The sequence below is a fragment of the Polyangium sp. 15x6 genome, from assembly GCF_029960785.1.
Lineage (GTDB): Bacteria > Myxococcota_A > Polyangia > Polyangiales > Polyangiaceae > Polyangium.
In genome coordinates, this window is record NZ_JASBQE010000060.1 from 33,694 (window position 1) to 50,964 (window position 17,271).

A 17,271-nucleotide genomic window follows, 5' to 3' on the forward strand; every position below is an offset into this window, starting at 1 on the left:
ATCTGGAAATCGCGCCGCCTGGAACGATAAGCTCGGGCCCGAGGCGTTCTCGGGCCGATGTCACACGCAAGCGCGCTCCCCTCGTCCACCACGCGGCGTTCCCGCCGGAACTTTCTCGTTCGCGGCGTTCTCGCATCGCTCGTCGTCTCTGCCGCCGCGCTGTCGGCCTCCGCCGCGTGTAAAAACCTCCTGCCCGCTGAAAACGCCGTCGCGAAGGGCGTGCGCATCGGCGGCGCCGAGGCCGGTCCGGGGTCGCCGCGCGAGGTCGCCGAGAGGCAGGCGCGTGCGCTGCTCGATCGGCGCGTCACGCTCGTCATGGGCGAAGAGGTCGCCCTCGAGACCTCGCTCGCCGAGCTCGGCGCGACCGTCGACGAGGAGCGGCTCGCGGCGCGGCTTTCGTCCGTGGGCCGCGAAGGAGACCTCTTCACGCGCCTCGCCGACGCGCTCTCCGCGCGGCGCGGCGACGTCTCGGTCCCCGTCTTCGTGACGCTCCCGATCGAGCCCCTCGCCGCCGCGCTGGAGCGCCGCAAGGACGAGACCGACACGCCGCCGCGTGGCGCGCGCCTCGACTTCGCCACGGGAAAACCCACGCCGCACGTCGCCGGGAAGTACCTCGACCTTTACGCGGCCGCCTCCGCGATCGAGCGGGCCGCGCAGAGCGGCGAGACCCGCGTGCCCGTGCCGACCTTCGAGATCCTGCCCGACGCGTCGAGCGAGGTCGTCGCGTCGATCGACGTCACCCGGGTCGTCACGAAATACGAGACCCGCTTCGGGTACCTCGGCGGCCAGGCGAACCGCGCGCAGAACGTCGCGCGCGCCGCGGCCGGCATCGACGGCATCGTGCTGCTCCCGGGCGAGATCAAGAGCTTCAACACCGAGGTCGGCGCCCGCACGAAGGAGAATGGCTTCACCACCGCGCCGGAGATCTTCAAGGGCGAGATGCGCGAAGGCATCGGCGGCGGCACCTGCCAGGTCGCGAGCACGCTGCACGCCGCGGCGTATCTCGGCGGATTCGAGATCACCGAGCGGATCAACCATTCCCGGCCGAGCGGCTACATCCCGATGGGGCTCGACGCCACGGTCGTTTATCCGCACGTCGACCTCAAGCTCAAGAACCCCTACACGTTCCCCGTCGTCGTGCATGCCGTCGCGGACAAGGGCATTCTCACGGTCGAGATCCGCGGCAGCGGCGCGCCCGACGATGTCGAGTGGTCGAGCGCGACGATCGGCGTCTCCCCCTACAAACGCAAGATCGAGGAGAGCGCGTATCTGACCGAGGGGCACGTCGTCCTGAAACAAAAGGGCATTCGCGGCTACCAGATCAAGAAGACCCGCGTCGTGAAATCGGACGACGGCCGGGCGCGCGTCGAGGAGAAGACCGACGTCTATCCGCCGACCTTCGAGATCCTGATCGTCCCGCCCGGCCTCGATCCCGCGACGTTACCTCCGTTGCCCGGCGAAGAGGCCGAGCGGCAATCGAGCGGATAACCACGCCGCGATCCCGCCCCGCTCTTTCGCTTCCAGCGCCGCCACCTTCGCCATCGAGAGCGTCGTATCGTACGCGACGCGCCGGAACCACACGACGCCCTGATCCATGTCGAGGATCGCGAACGCCGCGCGTGGATCGTCGTCCCGCGATTGCCCCACGCTCCCCGGGTTGATCAGGTAATGCGCCCCGTCGTCGAGCTTCACCATCTCGCCCGGCGCCGGCCCGAACGCGCCGCCCCGCGCGCGCCACGCCCCCGCGTGGTGCGTGTGCCCGAAGAGCCCGATCCGCGTGCCGTACCCGCCGTCCTCGAGCGCGCGCAGGCTCTTCTCCAGCCGCGACAAGCTCGACAGATGCAGCTCGTCGTTCGGCACCGGATGCAGCGCCGCGTGAAACAGCAAGAGCTCGGGAGACGTCTTCCGGACGAGCGGCAGCGACGCGAGCCAGTCGCGCGCCGCCCCGCCGAGCATCCGCCTCGTCCATCGCATCGCCTGCCGCGCCTTGCGGCCGAAATGCGCCGTGTCCCGGAGCCCGAGCGCGGCGCGATCGTGGTTGCCCACGACGCACTTCGCCCCGGCCGAAGCGAGCATCCGCGCACATTCGTTCGGGTTCGCCCCGTATCCCACGACGTCGCCGAGGCACAGGATCGTATCGACCCGCTCCACGTCGATCGCCGCGAGCACCGCGGAGAGCGCCTCGAGGTTCGCGTGTACGTCCGAGAGGACCGCGTATTTCACGGCCGACCTGCCTTCCCCACCCCGCGCAGGGCCCGCCGCCCCACGCGCTTGGCCAGCGTCAACACGAGCGGCCACGGGTCGTCCCAGGCGAACACGTCGAAGACCTTCGGCCCGCGGTACGAGGCCATGAAATCGCGCAACGACACGGCGCCGGAGGGCCCGTAATCGAGGAGAAACGCCCGCAGATCACCCTCGACCGAGGCCCAGCGCAATCCCGGACGAACCGGCCCCGAGCTCGGCAGGGGCAGCCCCGCGAGCTCGGCATACGCGAAGAGCGGCAGGTTCACGCCCGACGCCGCGCCGAGCCGGTTCCACAAATTGAACCGCGGATTCGCCTCCAGCAAGAAGAGCTCCCCCGTCTCCGCGTCCCGCTTGAAATCGAGCTTCACCACGCCCACGAGCCCGAGCGCCCGCACGACCTCGAGCCCGATCCGCGTCACCTCGGGATCCTCGACGATCTCGATGAACGTGCTCTCCCCCGAGCCCGAAGGGTACGTCCGGATCTTCTTGCCCACGTGATGCGCGACCGGCTCGCCGCGCGCATTCATCCACGCGTGAAAGCTCGTGATGTGATCGTCGCCGCCGCGCACGTATCGCTGCACGACGAACGCCGTCCCCGACCGCTGCATCTGTTCGAGCCGTTTGTCGAGCTCCTCCGGCGTCCGCGCGAAGAGCGCTTTCCGGGGCAAACCGCCCTCCTCCCGGACGGCCGCGGATTTACGGAACGACGTGTGGTTCACGGGCTTCAGGGCGCACGGCAGGGAGACGCGCGAGAGCACCGCGCCGCGCGTCTTCGCCTCCTCGGACGTCACCGTCGCGGGCACGGGCAGGCCGAGCCGCCGCGCGAGCTTGGCGAAGCGCGCCTTGTCGACGAGGTCCTCGATGCGCTCGGCCGGCGGCATCAAAAATCGGTAATGGTGCGCCAGCATCTCCCGGTGCCGCGAGACGCAGAGCAGCATGGAGTCCGTCCCGTAAAACAGCACGGGCTTTTCGCCCGTCCGTTCGGCCACGATCCGGAGATCCTCGGCCGTCTGGCGCGGGTTCGTCGCGGGATCCGAGATCACGGCCGTCCGCTCCACGTGCCGCGATCCGAACGTCGGATCCCCGGCGCGCGTCGAGGCCACGACGAAGGGGATCCGACGCACGGGCAGGCCCGCCTCGGCCGGCGCGCTCCCGGAAAAACACCGGACCATGTTGAGATCCCCGCAAAGCACGGCCGGGACAAGCGATTCTTCGGGCATCATTCCCTCCCCCCTTTTCGAATCAAGGTTCTTCTTCGGCGAACGCCTCCGCCGGACGCCGCTTCGTGTCCGGAAGCCCGCGCAGCCGCGCGATCTCGCGCGCGGCGCGCTCGGCGTGGTCGCGCAAGGCCTCCCGCAGTGTCCGCCGCGCCGCCCGGATCTCCACGATCGGACGCGAATCGAGCGCCATGTCCAGCTTGTAACGCACGTCCCCGCCGAGGAAATCGTATTCACGCCGGCCCGCGTCGATCGCCATTCGAATGGCGAGCGCGTGCGCGGCGATCCCCGGGCGGAGCTTCGGCGGCAAATCGGCGCGCCGGCCGCTCTGATAGAAATACACCTTGTCGTTCCAGACCACGTTGTACAGGGCCGCCACCGGCTCGCCGCCGGCCCGCAGCACCGAGAGCTCGAGCGCGCCCCGCTCGAGCAGCGCGGGCATCACGGCGTCGTGGAAGGCCGTGAATTTCGCCGAGGAAAACACCCCGCTCCGCTCGTCCTTCTGCCAGCGCGCCTCGTGCAAGGAGACGAGCGTCGCGCGGGCCTCCGCGAGCTCCTCGTTCGTCCGCGCGACCGAGAGGACGAGCTCGCCCCGCCCGAAGCTCTCCAGATCCCGCATCGATCGCCGCACGAGGTATCGCCGCGACGAAGGCAGCGCCGCGAGATACGCCTCGAACGATCCTGGCAACGTCACGTACGGGCTCCGGCCGCGCTCCGTCAGGGTCACCATCAGATCCCTGCGCCCGAGGGCGTCCGCGAATGCGAAGGGCGCGCGCTTGCTGCCATCCATCGCCGGGAGCACGACCTCGTCCCAGCCCCCCAGGAGGCCCCCCGCGAGCGCCCGCGCGGCCGCCTCCGCGACGGCCTCCTCCGCGCCCCGCTCGACCACGATCCCGATGTATTCGGAGACGATTTCGTCCGCCTCGTCCTCCCCCGACGGCAGCGCTTCGAGCCGCCGGAACGGAAACCCCCGGTGCCACACGCGCCGCGCGACGAGCGGCAAGAGGCCCACGAGCCGCTCCCCTTGCATGATCCGTAGCGCACGGAGGCATCGCCCGTCCGTCCCGCCGAACACGCGCCACCAGGCGAGGATCCACAAAGGGGAAAGCGTGGGCTCGTTGCAATCGCTGCGATCGAGCAGCGCCTTCCAGTCACCCTGCATTGCCTCGAGCTCGGCAATATCGGAGACGACGGTGCAGCAGAGTTCCATGGCAGCCCCTCCCGAGGCCGCGCGGCCATTTCGAGCATCCCCCGAAAAACCGCGCCCTTCGCCGTATGGAGATCTCGCGCGCGCCCCACGCGCGCCGCGCGAGCCACATGTAGGCACGGACTGCGCCCCACCCTGCCTTCCGCCCGCACCGATGTACCCCGCCCGCTCGCTCGACCCGGGACGGCCCCCACGTACCTGCCGGACACTCGCCTCCGTCCGCCTTCCCAACGGCCCGGAAAATCCGCCGCGGCGCTCGCCCGAGAGCGTGTCCGTCCGCGGCGACGAGGGCCCGACAAACTGCACGCTGCCGTGCGCCGCGAGCACATCGCCGCGCACAGGAGCGGTCTCGGCGAACGCGGGGGTTGTCCCGAAGAGCCCCGGCGCGTGCACTCGCCCCTTGACGCGGGCAGCACTTCCTTGTCCCATCGGGCCCCCCCGTAACCGGTCCGAGAGAGCCGTGCTCGACAACCTGAAGAAGCGAATATTCTCGCGTGATCGGCTCCCGGACGACATCCGGCTCATCCTCCAGAATCAGGAGATGCGGGGCGAGCGGCTCGTCAACTACGTGAGGGGTGTCTTCTCCGCATTCTCCCTCGGCATGATGTTCGTGTCGTCGGAGGCGCAGGCTCCCGCGGCGCTGCGCACCTTCCGGCTCGTATTGGGCGCCTGGTTCGCCTACTCGGTGATCGTGTGGCTGCTCTTGAGGCGGCGAGATCGCTACTTCCAGTGGCTCACGTACCTCAGCATTACGGTCGACATCTCGGCGGTTTGCCTCGGGATGATCGGCAGCCTGCAGAACCATTCGGGGGTCTACGAGGTCTACCGAGCCCCCACGGCGTGGCTCGTCCTCGCCGCCTTCAACGTGATGGCGGGGCTGCGCTACAGCGTCTTCGCGGGCCTCTACTCGTCGTTCCTCGGCGTGCTCTACGCCGCCGCGATGCTCGTCTACGTACGCCTGCAGCTCGACGTCTCCTGGGTGGACAAGGCCGTCTACCTCGGCCCGGGCCTGAACATCGACGAGTGTGTCATGGCCCTCGTGTTCAGCGCGACGAACGGCGTCTTCGCGGCCGTCATCGCCTGGAACTCGCGCAGGCTCATCCTGCAGGCGGCCACCGACTCGCTCGCGCGCGAGCGGGTCGAGCAAGACAAAGACCGGCTCGCCAAGTACTTCTCGAAGGACGTCGTCGACCTCGTGCTGAACAACCCCGAGAGCCTGGCCATCGGGGGACAGCGGATGACGGCCACGGTGCTCTTCGCCGACATCCGCAATTTCACGCAGCTCTCCACGATGATGCAGCCCGAGGAGATCGTGGAGCTTTTGAACCGCTACTTCTCGACGATGGTCGACATCGTCTTCAAGAACGGCGGCACCCTCGACAAGTTCCTCGGCGACGGCTTGATGGCCCTCTTCGGGGTCCCCTACCCGATCGACCACCCGGAAGAGAGCGCCGTCCGGACCGCGCTGGAGATGCTCGACGCCCTGCAGGTCATGAACCGCGAGCTCGAAGCCAAAGGCATGCTCCGCCTCGACATCGGCGTCGGCATCAATGCAGGCCCCGTCGTCGCCGGCAACATCGGCTCCTCGCAGCGCCACGAGTACACCGTCATCGGCGACACGGTGAACCTCGCCGCGCGCCTCGAAGCGCTCAACAAAGAAACACGCACGCAGATCCTCGTGTCCGCCACCGTGCACCACGCCGTCGAAAAAATCTTCCGCACGCGGCAGCTCGGGCCGCTGCGCATCCGCGGCAAACCCGAGCCCGTCGAGGTCTTCGCCATCATGCCCTCCGACGTCGTGCCCGAGCCGACGCGCATCTCGCTCCTCCCGCCCTCGACCACCTACCCGTGAACCTCCTCGACACCGCCTTCCCGAGTTACCTCGCGAAGCAGGCGGAGATCGACGCGGCCTGGGATCTCTGCGAGAAACGCCTCGCCGGGCTCCCGTCCCCGCTCGACGCGCTCGCCACGCGATTCCTGCGCGCCATCGCGGAAGGAACCACCTCCCACCGCAGCTACTTCTCCGGCCCGCTCGCGCCGCCGCTGCTCTACATGCCGCTCTGGCTCGCCGATCGCCTCGCCTCCGAGGGCGCGCTCCCCGCGCGCGCGGAGGCCTCGATCGTGCCCATCCTCGCGGCCACCATGCAGGGCTACTTCTACGTGCGCATCCAGGACGATCTGCTCGACGATCCCGCGCGCGCGGATCCCGAGCTCCTGCTCCTCGGCAACGCCTGTTTCGCCGGCATGGCCCTCGCCTACACGGAGGCCCTCGGCCCGCGCGCCCCGGCCTTCTTCCAGGCCTTCGATCGAGCCTTCGCCGCCTTCTCCCGCCTCACGCTCGCCGAGCTGCGCGTCGTTCGCGGCGACGCGCCCTACGCCGAGGCGCTCTTCGAAGAACACGCCGGCAAGGTCGCCTTCGCGCGCGTGCCCCTGCTCGCCGTCGCTGCGCTCGCGGACGCGCTTCACCTCGAGGCCGCGATCACGACCCTCGTGGATCGCCTCGGCGTCACCTACGGCCTCGCGAACGACGTGCTCGGCTGGCCCCGCGATCTGCGCGCAGGTCACCGCACCCACCTGCTCGCCCAGGCGCACCTCTCACGCGCCGACCTGGATCACCTCGCCACGCTCACGGACGAACACGCGAGGGGCGAGGCCCACGAGGCCCTCGCCGAGCGGCTCCGCGTGACGCTTTACGAGGGGATGCTCCTGCACCGTACGATCGAGCGGGCCATCGCGGAGCAGGCGCGCGCCGCCGAGGACGCCCGAGAGCTCGGCCTCCGCGGGTTCGAAGTGTACACCGCGGACCGCCTCGCGTGGCTCGGCGCGCTCGACCGGGAGATCCTCGCGATGTCGATGAAGCGCGCGCTCGGGGCGCGATCCCGCTGATCAGCCACGCGCGAGGCGCGCCCTCGTCCGGACGAGGGCATCGAGGCAAAGCGCGGCCGTGATCGAGCGTGCCCCGTGCGCCGCGAGCGCGAAGTCCTTACCCGGCGTGCGGTAAAACGGTTCACGCGGAAACAGCCCGTCGTAGTCCTGACGCGACGCGAGAAACGTCACGGCGGGCCAGGGATCGAAGGGCTCCGCTCGCCCACACGCGAGCGCGCCGAGCTGGCACGCGGTCGCCATCACGCCCCCGAAGCCGCCGTCGGCCCGCCGCGAGGCCAAGATCCGCCGCTCGATGTCGGTCACGAGCGCGCGCAGATGGGCGCGCGGCGCCGACTCGCCCGGCGTTTCCTCGGCGACGTTCGCGAGCCGCGCGAGCAAGTACCGCGCGAACGGAGCCGGGTAGAAATGCACGGCCTTCGCCCCCTCCGCCTCCCAGACCCGCGCGATCCAGGCGAGCGTGCGATCGAAGTACCCCTCCGGCAGCGGCGCGTGGGCCTCCGCGAGCCCGATCAGCGCGTTCGCCGCCACCGCGACGCACCGCGATCCGAGCCACTTCGGCGCTCCCTCGGGCATGGGCTCGTGCAGGTGCCGCTCGAGCCACACCGCGATCGCCCCGTCCTCGGCCGTGTTGCGCACGAGCACCTCGATCGGCCAGGCGAGCGCCTGCGTCCGCGCGGCCCCGTCCACCGAGCGCGCGACGAGCTGGAGCGCGAGCCCGAGATCGTCTGCGTCCGGCGGGATGCCCGCGAAACCTTCGAAGTAGCGGAACCCGTCGACCCCGCGCCGCGCCACGAGCGCCTCGACGCGCGGCGTGATGTCCTCTCCCGCCCCCGAGAGCGCGAGCAGGCAAAGCCCCACCGGGAACAGCCGCGCCACGTACGTCGCGTCGAACGGCCCTCCCCAGCGCTGGATCTCCCACGACTCGCGCAGCTCGGGGTCGGCGGCGAGGGCATCCCGGGCGAGCGTGATGGCCCGGTCGAGCGCCTCGGCGGGGGCGGGCCCTCGGGGCGTGAACCCGAACAGGCGGGCGGCCCGCGACGCACGTGTGATCTGCGTGGTCGTCAACTCCACGAGGGCCCGCGTGTCCTCTCCGTCGAGCCCCTCGTGCACCTCGTTTGCCCAGGCGGCGCACATCGCTTCGAGCGGCGCCGCGAGCCTCGGGTCTCCGACGAGCCGAAGCAGCGGCGTCCGGTCCGGCGCGGGTTTGGCAGCCTCGGCGATCGCCCGATCGAATTCGGGGCCGAGCTCCCCTCTGCCCCGCGCGATCGAGCCGAGGAGCTGCGGCCGGGGCGCGCTCGCGCCGGCGAAGGTGAGCGAGCGGGCTTCGAGCGCGAGGCGAACGAGCCTCCCGAGGGCGCCCGCCGCGCGGGAGAGGCCGGGCTCGTCCGGACGACCGACCAGGGCGGGCAGGAGGTGGGACAAACCGTAGTCCGCGAGCGGCGAGGACGGCAGGATCACGGCCGCGTCGCCGGCCTCCGCGAGGGCATCCCCCACGGCGACGATCACGGAATCGATGACCTCACCCATCGAGGCATCGATCGAGCGGCGAGCCCCCTCGCGTGATGCGAGCAGGAGCCATGCGGAAGGGGAAAACGATGCCTCGGCGTCCTCGGCCGGCATGGGATCGTGCGGCGCGGACAAACGGGTTGCGGCGTGGATGGCTGCGGCGAGGAGCAGGAAGGTACGAACGAGGGGAGCGCGCGCTCCGGGCCGATGTTCGTCGGCGATGCGGCCGATGAGCGTCGCCGCTGCGCGAAGCGCGGCTTCCTCGTGGCCGAGCGTCTGCAGAGAGGCCTTGGCCCGCTGGGCCTCGGCGCGAGGCAAACCCTCCCAGACGGGGTTCAGCGCATCCACGAAGCAAGGATCCGAAGGAGAACGTTGATGCGCGTGGGGTCCGATGGACCGCCTCGCGTGCGGATCTGCGCGACGTCGCGCGTCTCCGCGCAACCGCTCCGGGAGCTCTTCAGCTCGCGGCCTTGCGGTTGGCCATCTGGCTTTCGAGGCCCTGCGCCATCGCATTCACCTCATCGGGATTGGCGTTCTTGATGGCTTCGATCACTTCGGGAACGGCATCGTATCCCTCGGCCGTCAGCGTGGCTTCGGGTGCCGCGAGCAACTTCTTCCGGAACTCCACGTCCGTCAGCGCACGACCGATGAGCTCTTCAACGCTCTTCTTCGACATGACAACACCTCACGTTTGCTCCGCGGCCCGAACCAATGCTGGACGCTGGAGATCGAATGTACAATCGGATACAGCGTGATCGCCCCTGCTGTCAAGGCGTGGCGGGCGCGGATCTTTGCCCGGCAGGGCCTCCATGGTAGTCTGGGGCTTACGGGCCGTTGTGCCGGAGCTCATGAGCGACAAGTCGAAGCCCGAGCTCGAGCTCCTCATTCGGTCCCGACCCGGCGGCTCTGGATCCACCTCTGGATCCGGCGGTTCGAGCGGCGGCTTCGTCACGCGACGCTACGTCGCGAACCAGGTCGCGCTCACCGTGAGGCCTCGCCGGATCCCGGAGGAGAGCTACGAAATCCAGGCGCAGTCGAGGAAGGATCGCAAGCTCTTTTACGTCATCCGGCAGCTCGAGGCCGACAAATACCTCTTCCTGAACGAAGAAGAGTATTTTCTCTGGCAGAAGATGGACGGTCTCCACACGCTGCGCGACGTCGCGACGGCGTACTTCCTCAAGTTCGGCTCGTTCGACTTCCGCGTCATCCAACGATTCCTCGCTCGCGCCCGCGAGAACAAGCTCATCGTCATTCCGCAGACCGATCTCGTCCGGCGCTCGCTCGCGGACGAGCCCGTGTCGATGCGCTCGCAGTTCCTCACGAAGCTCCGCGGGCTCGACCTGCGTTTGCCGAACGTCGATCAAAAGCTCGCGGTCCTTTACCAGCGGATGCGTGTCCTCTTCACGCGCCCCGCGTTCGCGTGTTACGCGCTGCTGCTCGTCCTCGGCGGCGTGGCGTTCGTAAAACAGTCGGGCCGCGGGTCGGGCGCCGAGATCCTGCACGCGGGGCACGCGCTGCTCGTGCCCGTCTTCTTGCTCTTCCACGTCATGTCCGTCGTGGTGCACGAGCTCGCGCACGCGCTCGCGTGCAAGCACTTCGGCCGCGAAGTGAAGGCGTTTGGCTTCACGTTCATGAACCGGCTCATGCCGAGCGTGTATGCGGACGTGACGGACATGTGGATGTCGACCCGCAAGGCGCGCATGGCCGTGAGCTTCGCCGGCCCCCTCTCGGGGCTGCTCCTCGGCAGCGCGAGCGCGATCCTCGCGTGGATCCTGCCTGCCGGCATCCCCTCGTCGTTCTTCTGGTTCGTCGGGATCACGATCGTCGCGTTCTCGCTCGGCAGCCTCTACCCTTGCCTCTTCATCGAGTCCGACGGCTACCACATCCTGAGCGATTGGCTCCGCATGCCTGCCCTGCGCGAGCACAGCCGCCGTGTCCTGCGCGACAAGCTCCGCGATATCGTACGCGCCCGTAGAACGCGGCCCATGACGAGCGACGAACGCACGTACTTCCTGTATGGATTGGCTTCGGTCGTCAGTCTCACCGCCGTCGCCACCACGATCGTGGTGATCGCCGCGCACCGCCTGACGCGCTAATCCGAGGCCAGACCTGATGAAGTTCACCCCGCGACCGCTCCGCAAGGACCAAATCAAGGACTGCGCCCGCATGCTCCGGCGCGTCACCTTGTTCTCCGCCTGGTCCCCCGACGAGATCGAGGAGTTCGCCGCGCACGTCCAGCTCTTGCCCTTCCCCTCGCAGGAGGTCGTGCTCTGGGAAGGCGACGCCGGCGACGTGCTCTACATCATCGCCGAGGGCAGCGTCGTCGTGTCGCGCCGCCTGAAGGGCGACGTCGAGACCGTCATCTGTCGCTTGCACGCGGGCGACTTCTTCGGCGAGCTCGACGTCATCGACGATCAGTCGGCCTCGGCGAACGTGCAGACCGAGACGCAGTGCCTCTTCTACACGATCGATCGCGACACGCTCTACCGCGAGCTCGAGGCGAACCCGCGCGTCTATTCGAAGTTCCTGCTCGCCCTCCTCAAGGAGGTCGCCAAGCGCCTGCGCACGACGAACCAGCGGCTCATCGACGCGATCCTCTGGGGCATCGACGCGACGTCGCTCGACACGGGCTGATCGTTCAGAGACGAACGGTCCCGAGCGCGGACGAACGGCTGCTCGGCGCGCCCTCCTGCCCACGCCGAAAGCGCAAGAGGAGGAACGTGATGAGCACGGTCGAGGCCGCGACCAGCACGCCCCCTTCGCTCGCCCAGAGCGGCGCGTGTTCGCCCGTGGTCGAGGCGCCGAAGAACGAGACCACGATTGCGTTCCACGCCGCGTGCATCACCACGGGTGGCCAGACGCTCCCCGTGTCGAGCCGGAGCCTCGCCGCGTAATAACTCTGCCCGCAGAGGGACACGACGAAGAGCAGAAGCGAAAGGAGCGGCGACGGGCTCGGGTTGTAGTGCCCGCTCAGGATGAGCGGCGCGTGCCAGAATCCCCACACGACGCCGGTCACGAGCGCCGGATGCGGCACGCCCGCGTCGATGAGGCGCGGCAGGAGGTAGCCACGCCAGCCGATCTCCTCGCCGATCGCAAGCAGGGCCATCGCGGCCGGGCCGATCGTGAGCGCGATGATGCACCCCGCGACGAAGCGCTCGCCGGGTGTGCCCCCGGGGATCGGGAACCCGAGCGGGTGCACCGCCGCAGGCTCGAACGCGGCGATGCCCGTGCCCCACGCGAGCCCATACGCGGGCAAGGCGATCACCACCGGATAGATCAGCGCCGGCACCAGGGACCACGCCACGCGTCGGTCGAAGCGGAACGATACGTCGCCAAACCCCTCGCGCAGGACGAACCGCGCGACAACGGACGCGAGGCAGGGGACCCATACGAATGGGAGGAACCTGCTCACCGCGAGGCCGTGCAGCGCAATGTCCACCTGGAACGGCGCGCTCGCGAGGAGGAGAACCCCGAAGTAGATCGCGAGCCCTCTGCGCGCGCGCCGAACCTTGTCCATCGCCTCGTGCACCGACGGCGAGCTTATACGGGGTCGAGCCGCGCGGATAGGGACAAGGCAGGCCTCGCGCGGCGTTCCCTCGCGGGCTGGGGCGTCGGCGTCCCGACAAGTCTGTGGTATCGCGTGTTTGTCCGGCGCATCCGAGCCGACGGCCCGAGGAAGCGTCGGCCTAGGGAATCGGGCCAAACCCGTACGAGGCGAGGATCCTCTGCCCCTCGGGCCCCGCGATGAAATCGAGCAGCGCCTCGGCATCTGCCCGTGCCCGCGCACGGGTCTTCGTGGTGACGGCAGCCCAGACTTCGGGCCTCGGCGCCCATTCTCCCTTTCCGCCATCGAGCACCTCGATCCCCGCCGCGCCGGGGACCTCCGTACGATAAACGATCGCCGCCGCGACCTCGCCCCGCTCGACGTAGGCGAGCACGGCCGCGACGTTCCCCCCGAGCACCACGCGCCCCTCGAGCGCCTTCCACGCCCCGAGCTTCTCCAGCGCCTCGCGCGCGTAACGACCCGCCGGCACCGCGCCCGGCTCCCCGATCGCGATCTTCTCGCCCGACGGTAAGGCCGTCCCGAGCGTCTGGAACGTGAGCTTCGGCCCGCCCTTCGGCCCGATGAGCACGAGCTCGTTCGTCGCCACCACGCGCGCTCGTTTGGCGTCCACGTGCCCGCCGGCCGCGAGCCTATCGATCGGATCGCGGGCCGCGACGATCACCAGATCGACCCCGGCGCCGCCCTCGATCTGCCGCGCGAGCTCGCCCGAGGCCCCGTACGTCGCGCTCACGCGGACGCCTGGATGCGCCGCGGCATACCCCTCGCTCAGCTTGGGGAACACCTTCCGCAGGCTCGTCGCCGCGGCGACCGTCACCTCCCCGCCCTCCGCGACCTCGCGCTTGCAGCCTGCGGCGACGAACGCGGCGAGGGCGAACCCGAGGACGAACGCCCTCCGGCCTAGGGCTCGCAAAGCCCCTGCTTCCACCGCGCGTAGGACAGCAAAAAGAAGTTTTCGACCGCGGTCTCCATCTCCGGCGACAGCAAGAACGGCGGATGGCAGGGCTCCTGGTCGCACATCTGGCTCTCCTTGCCCTTGTCGATGTGGCGCCGCGCGGGCACGAGATCCAGGAACGCGCCGGTCTCGTCGACGGTGCCGACGGCGATTTTCAGAATGTACGGAAAGAGCCGGTTTTTCTCGAACGTCACGGCGGAGTCGCCGGAGAGCCAATTGCCGCCCATCCCCGCGAAATGGCACGCCTTGCAGGCGCCGGCCGCCGTCGGCTGATTGGGCAGGTCGACCATTCCAGTGGACTCCCAGTCCTTCCACTGCATGCACGCGCCGAACGCTTCGAGCGCTTCGAGCAGCGTCGTGTCGCTCACCGGCCCGCCGCCGCCGCCGCCCGCGCCTCCCGCCCCGCCTTCGCCGCCCCCGCCGCCCACGCCCGGATCTGGCTCGAACGTGGGATCGCCGAAGAGCCCGCGCTCGTCGACCTCCTTGAGGAGCCATTCCGTGACGAGGGTATCGTCCTCGACCGCGAGGGGCGGGCCGGTATGCTCGCCTTTCAGGCGGAGCAGGCTGTTGTCGGGGTGGGCGATGAGCGGCTTCGGGTACCCCTCGATCTTCGCGTACGACGAGCTCTCCTCGGCGCCGAGCCAGATGGGCGCGCTGTTCGCGCCTTGGGTGTGGCACGGCGTGCATTTGGTGGCGAAGATCGGGTAGACGTTCAGGTCGAAGAGCTCCTTCGCCGTGAAGTAATCGTCCGGCGGCCCACCCGCGGCGCCGGCGCCGCCATTGCCGGCGGGCGTGGGCCCGAGGGTGCCGCTCGGCGGCGCGACGCAGCCATACGCCAGGATCAGGGCGAGGACGAACCATGCGGTCGCTTGTCTCATGTCGCTCCCGCCGGGGATCATGGCCCGATCCCCGCGCGGGGGTCAACGAAAGAGGCCGAGCTGCAGCGACGAGCAGGCCGCGCCGTCCTGCGCGACGACGCCGGCGAACTGCTTCACGGGCGGATAAATGTACCCGAACAGGATGCACATTTCGTTGAGCCCGAGGCCGTAGTGGACCTCGATGTCCCGCGTGTTGTCGAACAGGCACGCGTGGCGGATCGCGGAAGCGCCATCGAGATCGAGCGGCGGATCGTAGCTCCGGATGTCACTCGCCAGATCGTAGGCGCCGTCCTCGTAGACGCGACGCGCGGCGCCGTCTTCCGTCACGAAGTCCACCGTGAACCCCTGCGCGAGGTCGTGCGTGTGGGGCATGAGCGAGACGACGTGCCCGCCGAACACGGTGCACGTCGCGCTGACGGTCTCGGTCGTGTGCGGCGGGATCGAGAAGTCCGCGACCTGCACGACGAACGGCGCGACCTCCTGCGCGAGCTCGCCCGCGGGCATCGTGAAGAAATCGTAGGCGAGCTCGATCCGCTGCGGCTCGGTTTTCGTGTTCAGGAAATGGATGCTCGTCGAGATCTCGCGCGTGGTGTCGAGCACGTAGCCCATTCCCTCGGGAAACTGGATGGACTCCTCGCCGACCACCTGCGTCGAGTTCGCGAAGAGCACGTCGGGGATGCCGGCGCCCAGGTTCGAGAAGGGATCGCCGGCGCCGGGGTGGCAGCCGGGATAGGGGTTCGGGCCGAGCTCGGCGTCGAGGGGCTTGGCGACCATGTTGGAGTGGTGCAAACCCGGCGTCGTGTAAAGGCGGCCGCCGTGCACGACCTTGTGCGTAATTTCGGGGATGGGCCACGACAGGCAAAACGAGACCTCCTCGCCGGGCGCGAGCGTGCGCGGCGGGGCGACGATACGAAAGCCGCTCTTCGGCGGCGGCGGGAGGTCGAGATCCTGAAGCGGTTCGCCGTAGGCGACGACGTTGTCCGCGTCGAGCTCGGCGGCCGGCTCGTAACGGCGAACGGGATCGACACAGGCGCCGCGGAAGAGGACCTCGTTGCCGAGACAGAGAGGCTCTCCTCCGCATCCGGACGAGAGCGCGGCGAGGGCGACGAGGGGAGCGATGATTCGGGTACCCATGATCGCGCATGATCCCGCGGCTCCCCGAATCGATCCACTATTTCTGGATGAACAGAACGTTCGTCCGGGCCGTACAAAACGACGGGCGGGTCAGTAGCCGGCGTCGTGCATGGCGGCCGCGTTGATCTCGAGGGCGCGAGCGCGGCGGGCGGCGGGCGGCGCCGCGGGCGCGGCGGCGGCGGTGTCGGAACTCTTGCGCGCTGCGCTCACATTGCGCGCGGCGGCGAGGACGCGCTGTTTTTCTTTCTCGTCGCGGACGGTGGCGGCGACCGCGTTGAGCCGCTGTTCGGCCTGGGCGAGGGCCTTCGAGGCATCCTCGAAGCGGCCCGCGTTCACGTCCTGCGCGGCGGCGATGGAGATCTCCGCGGCCTCGTGCACCGCAGCGATCGTGCGGGCGCGAGCGTTCTCGCTGCGCGCCACGGCCGCGGGATCGTCGGTCAGATCGAAGCGGGCCACGACCTCCTGCACCCGCGGCAAACCCTGCTCCACGGGGTCGCGGAAGTGCAGGCGCACGCTCGCGAGGGGGCGCGCGCCGGTCGCGCTCGCGTCGTCCACGCGCACGCGCACGGCCATTTCGCGGTGCTGGCCGCCGAACATGGCGCCGAGGGGCACGCGCATCCCGCCGCCCGCGACGGGCGTGGCGCGGGCGCCGGCGACGGAGAGGATCGTGACGCCCGGCGCGGGGACGATCTCCACGAAGGCGTCGGTGGCGCGCGTGCCGGCGAAGAGGCGCGTCTCCTCGGCGAGCACGTTCGCCATGTCCTCGGGCGAGGCGAGATGATGCATGCGACCGCTCGATCGCATGGCGAGCGTGTTCAAGGTGCGCTCGTCGTAGTCGAGGCCGACGCCGAGCGCCGTGACCTGGATGCCGCGCTCGGCGCCGGTCTCCGCGATCGCGCCGAGCAATTCGGGCGAGGTGGGGCCGACGGTGGCGACGCCGTCGGAGATGAGGACGACGCGCCGAACGGGGTGCGAAGACGGCGCGGAGGCGACGCGCAGCTCGGCGAGGCGCAGGCCGTCGAAGAGGTTCGTCCCGCCCGCCGGGCTGAGGTGATCGATCACGGCGTGCATGGTCCTGCGCGTGTCGGGATCGAGGGGGAAGGGCGCGATGCGGTCCTCGGCGGTGTCCGAGAAGGCCTGGATCGAGACGATGTCGCCGTCGGGCAGGCTGTCGACCATGCGATGCGCGGCGGCGCGCGCGTGCTGGATCTTGGGGCCGGACATGGAGCCGGACGTGTCGATGACGAGCGCGAGCGCGCTCTTCGCGCGGGCGATCTTGGCGGCCGTGGGGACGTCGACCCACACGCCGAGCAGGGTCTCGCGCTGGCTGCGCAGGATGAAATCACTCGCGGGCGCGGCGCCGATCCAAGAGGCATTTTCGCGAGGCGCGTCGCTCGCGGCGCCCTCTGCGGCGTCGCCTCCGGAGGCCACGACGAGCGTCGTCGGCTCGGACTTCTTCGGCGCGGATGCGGCGACGTTCTCGTGCGTCGGGCTCGCGGCGGGGGCTTGCGGGGCGGCGGCGGCGCACCCGGCGAGCAGGGTGGCCGTGAACAAAGCAATCACCTTCGGTAGCATCGTCGGCTCCTCGTTGGGGGCGCGCCTCGCGGGAGTGGCCAGCTCCCGGGCGCGGCGGCCCGACCTCTTACGGACGAGAGGGGCGAACGATCTTCCGGACGAGAAGA

Annotated in this window: 15 protein-coding genes; 5 read left to right on the top strand and 10 right to left on the bottom strand. The window is 69.7% G+C overall.

The annotated features are described in order from the left end of the window. Positions 1-57: 57 nt before the first annotated feature. Complete coding sequence (locus QHF83_RS34000) at positions 58-1,488, top strand: VanW family protein (protein ID WP_282422178.1); 1,431 nt, start codon at positions 58-60, stop codon at positions 1,486-1,488. On the opposite strand, the gene QHF83_RS34005 is transcribed toward QHF83_RS34000, so the two are convergent. From QHF83_RS34005 to QHF83_RS34015, 3 genes are read right to left on the bottom strand one after another with little or no spacing between them, the layout of a single operon-like run. Next, positions 1,441-2,223, bottom strand: a complete 783-nt coding sequence (locus QHF83_RS34005) for a metallophosphoesterase family protein (protein WP_282422179.1) — start codon at positions 2,221-2,223, stop codon at positions 1,441-1,443. The genes QHF83_RS34000 and QHF83_RS34005 overlap by 48 nt on opposite strands. Then, the gene (locus QHF83_RS34010) at positions 2,220-3,464 is read right to left on the bottom strand and encodes an ATP-grasp domain-containing protein (protein ID WP_282422180.1); all 1,245 of its coding nucleotides are present in this window, start codon (positions 3,462-3,464) and stop codon (positions 2,220-2,222) included. The genes QHF83_RS34005 and QHF83_RS34010 overlap by 4 nt, the downstream gene beginning before the upstream one ends. 22 nt (positions 3,465-3,486) lie before the next feature. After that, positions 3,487-4,671, bottom strand: a complete 1,185-nt coding sequence (locus QHF83_RS34015; RefSeq protein WP_282422181.1) for a GNAT family N-acetyltransferase — start codon at positions 4,669-4,671, stop codon at positions 3,487-3,489. A 457-nt stretch (positions 4,672-5,128) separates the two neighbouring features. Here QHF83_RS34015 and QHF83_RS34020 point away from each other — a divergent pair, with 457 nt between their 5' ends. Both QHF83_RS34020 and QHF83_RS34025 read left to right on the top strand, forming a co-directional pair. Next, on the top strand, positions 5,129-6,520 hold the full coding sequence (locus QHF83_RS34020) for an adenylate/guanylate cyclase domain-containing protein (protein ID WP_282422182.1): 1,392 nt from the start codon (positions 5,129-5,131) through the stop codon (positions 6,518-6,520). Next, entirely contained in the window at positions 6,517-7,554 is a 1,038-nt protein-coding gene (locus QHF83_RS34025) for a hypothetical protein (RefSeq protein WP_282422183.1), read from the top strand. Before QHF83_RS34020 ends, QHF83_RS34025 begins: the two co-directional genes overlap by 4 nt. Here QHF83_RS34025 and QHF83_RS34030 read toward each other — a convergent pair whose 3' ends face one another. Continuing rightward, the gene (locus tag QHF83_RS34030) at positions 7,555-9,408 is read right to left on the bottom strand and encodes a hypothetical protein (RefSeq protein WP_282422184.1); all 1,854 of its coding nucleotides are present in this window, start codon (positions 9,406-9,408) and stop codon (positions 7,555-7,557) included. 109 nt (positions 9,409-9,517) lie between these two features. Beyond that, positions 9,518-9,736 carry a Franean1_4349 family RiPP gene (locus QHF83_RS34035; protein ID WP_282422185.1) on the bottom strand — a complete coding sequence of 73 codons (219 nt, stop codon included), beginning with the start codon at positions 9,734-9,736 and terminating at the stop codon, positions 9,518-9,520. A gap of 172 nt (positions 9,737-9,908) precedes the next feature. Between QHF83_RS34035 and QHF83_RS34040 the strand changes: the two genes are divergently transcribed. Together QHF83_RS34040 and QHF83_RS34045 are read left to right on the top strand one after the other, a co-directional pair. After that, positions 9,909-11,156 carry a site-2 protease family protein gene (locus tag QHF83_RS34040; protein ID WP_282422186.1) on the top strand — a complete coding sequence of 416 codons (1,248 nt, stop codon included), beginning with the start codon at positions 9,909-9,911 and terminating at the stop codon, positions 11,154-11,156. 16 nt (positions 11,157-11,172) lie between these two features. Beyond that, a complete protein-coding gene (locus QHF83_RS34045; RefSeq protein WP_272427188.1) occupies positions 11,173-11,694 on the top strand; it encodes a cyclic nucleotide-binding domain-containing protein in 522 nt (173 codons plus the stop codon). 4 nt (positions 11,695-11,698) lie between these two features. On the opposite strand, the gene QHF83_RS34050 is transcribed toward QHF83_RS34045, so the two are convergent. The 5 genes from QHF83_RS34050 to QHF83_RS34070 form a co-directional block, all read right to left on the bottom strand. Next, positions 11,699-12,589, bottom strand: coding sequence for a CPBP family intramembrane glutamic endopeptidase (locus QHF83_RS34050; RefSeq protein ID WP_282422187.1), 891 nt, complete (start codon positions 12,587-12,589; stop codon positions 11,699-11,701). Positions 12,590-12,746: 157 nt separating this feature from the next. Beyond that, positions 12,747-13,535 carry a molybdate ABC transporter substrate-binding protein gene (modA, locus tag QHF83_RS34055; RefSeq protein ID WP_282422188.1) on the bottom strand — a complete coding sequence of 263 codons (789 nt, stop codon included), beginning with the start codon at positions 13,533-13,535 and terminating at the stop codon, positions 12,747-12,749. After that, positions 13,523-14,455, bottom strand: coding sequence for a hypothetical protein (locus QHF83_RS34060; RefSeq protein ID WP_282422189.1), 933 nt, complete (start codon positions 14,453-14,455; stop codon positions 13,523-13,525). The genes modA and QHF83_RS34060 overlap by 13 nt, the downstream gene beginning before the upstream one ends. Positions 14,456-14,497: 42 nt before the next feature. Next, positions 14,498-15,589 (bottom strand): hypothetical protein, encoded by a 1,092-nt coding sequence (locus QHF83_RS34065; protein WP_282422190.1) that lies wholly within the window; start codon positions 15,587-15,589, stop codon positions 14,498-14,500. A gap of 90 nt (positions 15,590-15,679) precedes the next feature. Next, positions 15,680-17,164: a VWA domain-containing protein gene (locus QHF83_RS34070; protein WP_282422191.1), complete on the bottom strand. Its 1,485-nt coding sequence runs from the start codon at positions 17,162-17,164 to the stop codon at positions 15,680-15,682. Positions 17,165-17,271: the final 107 nt, after the last annotated feature.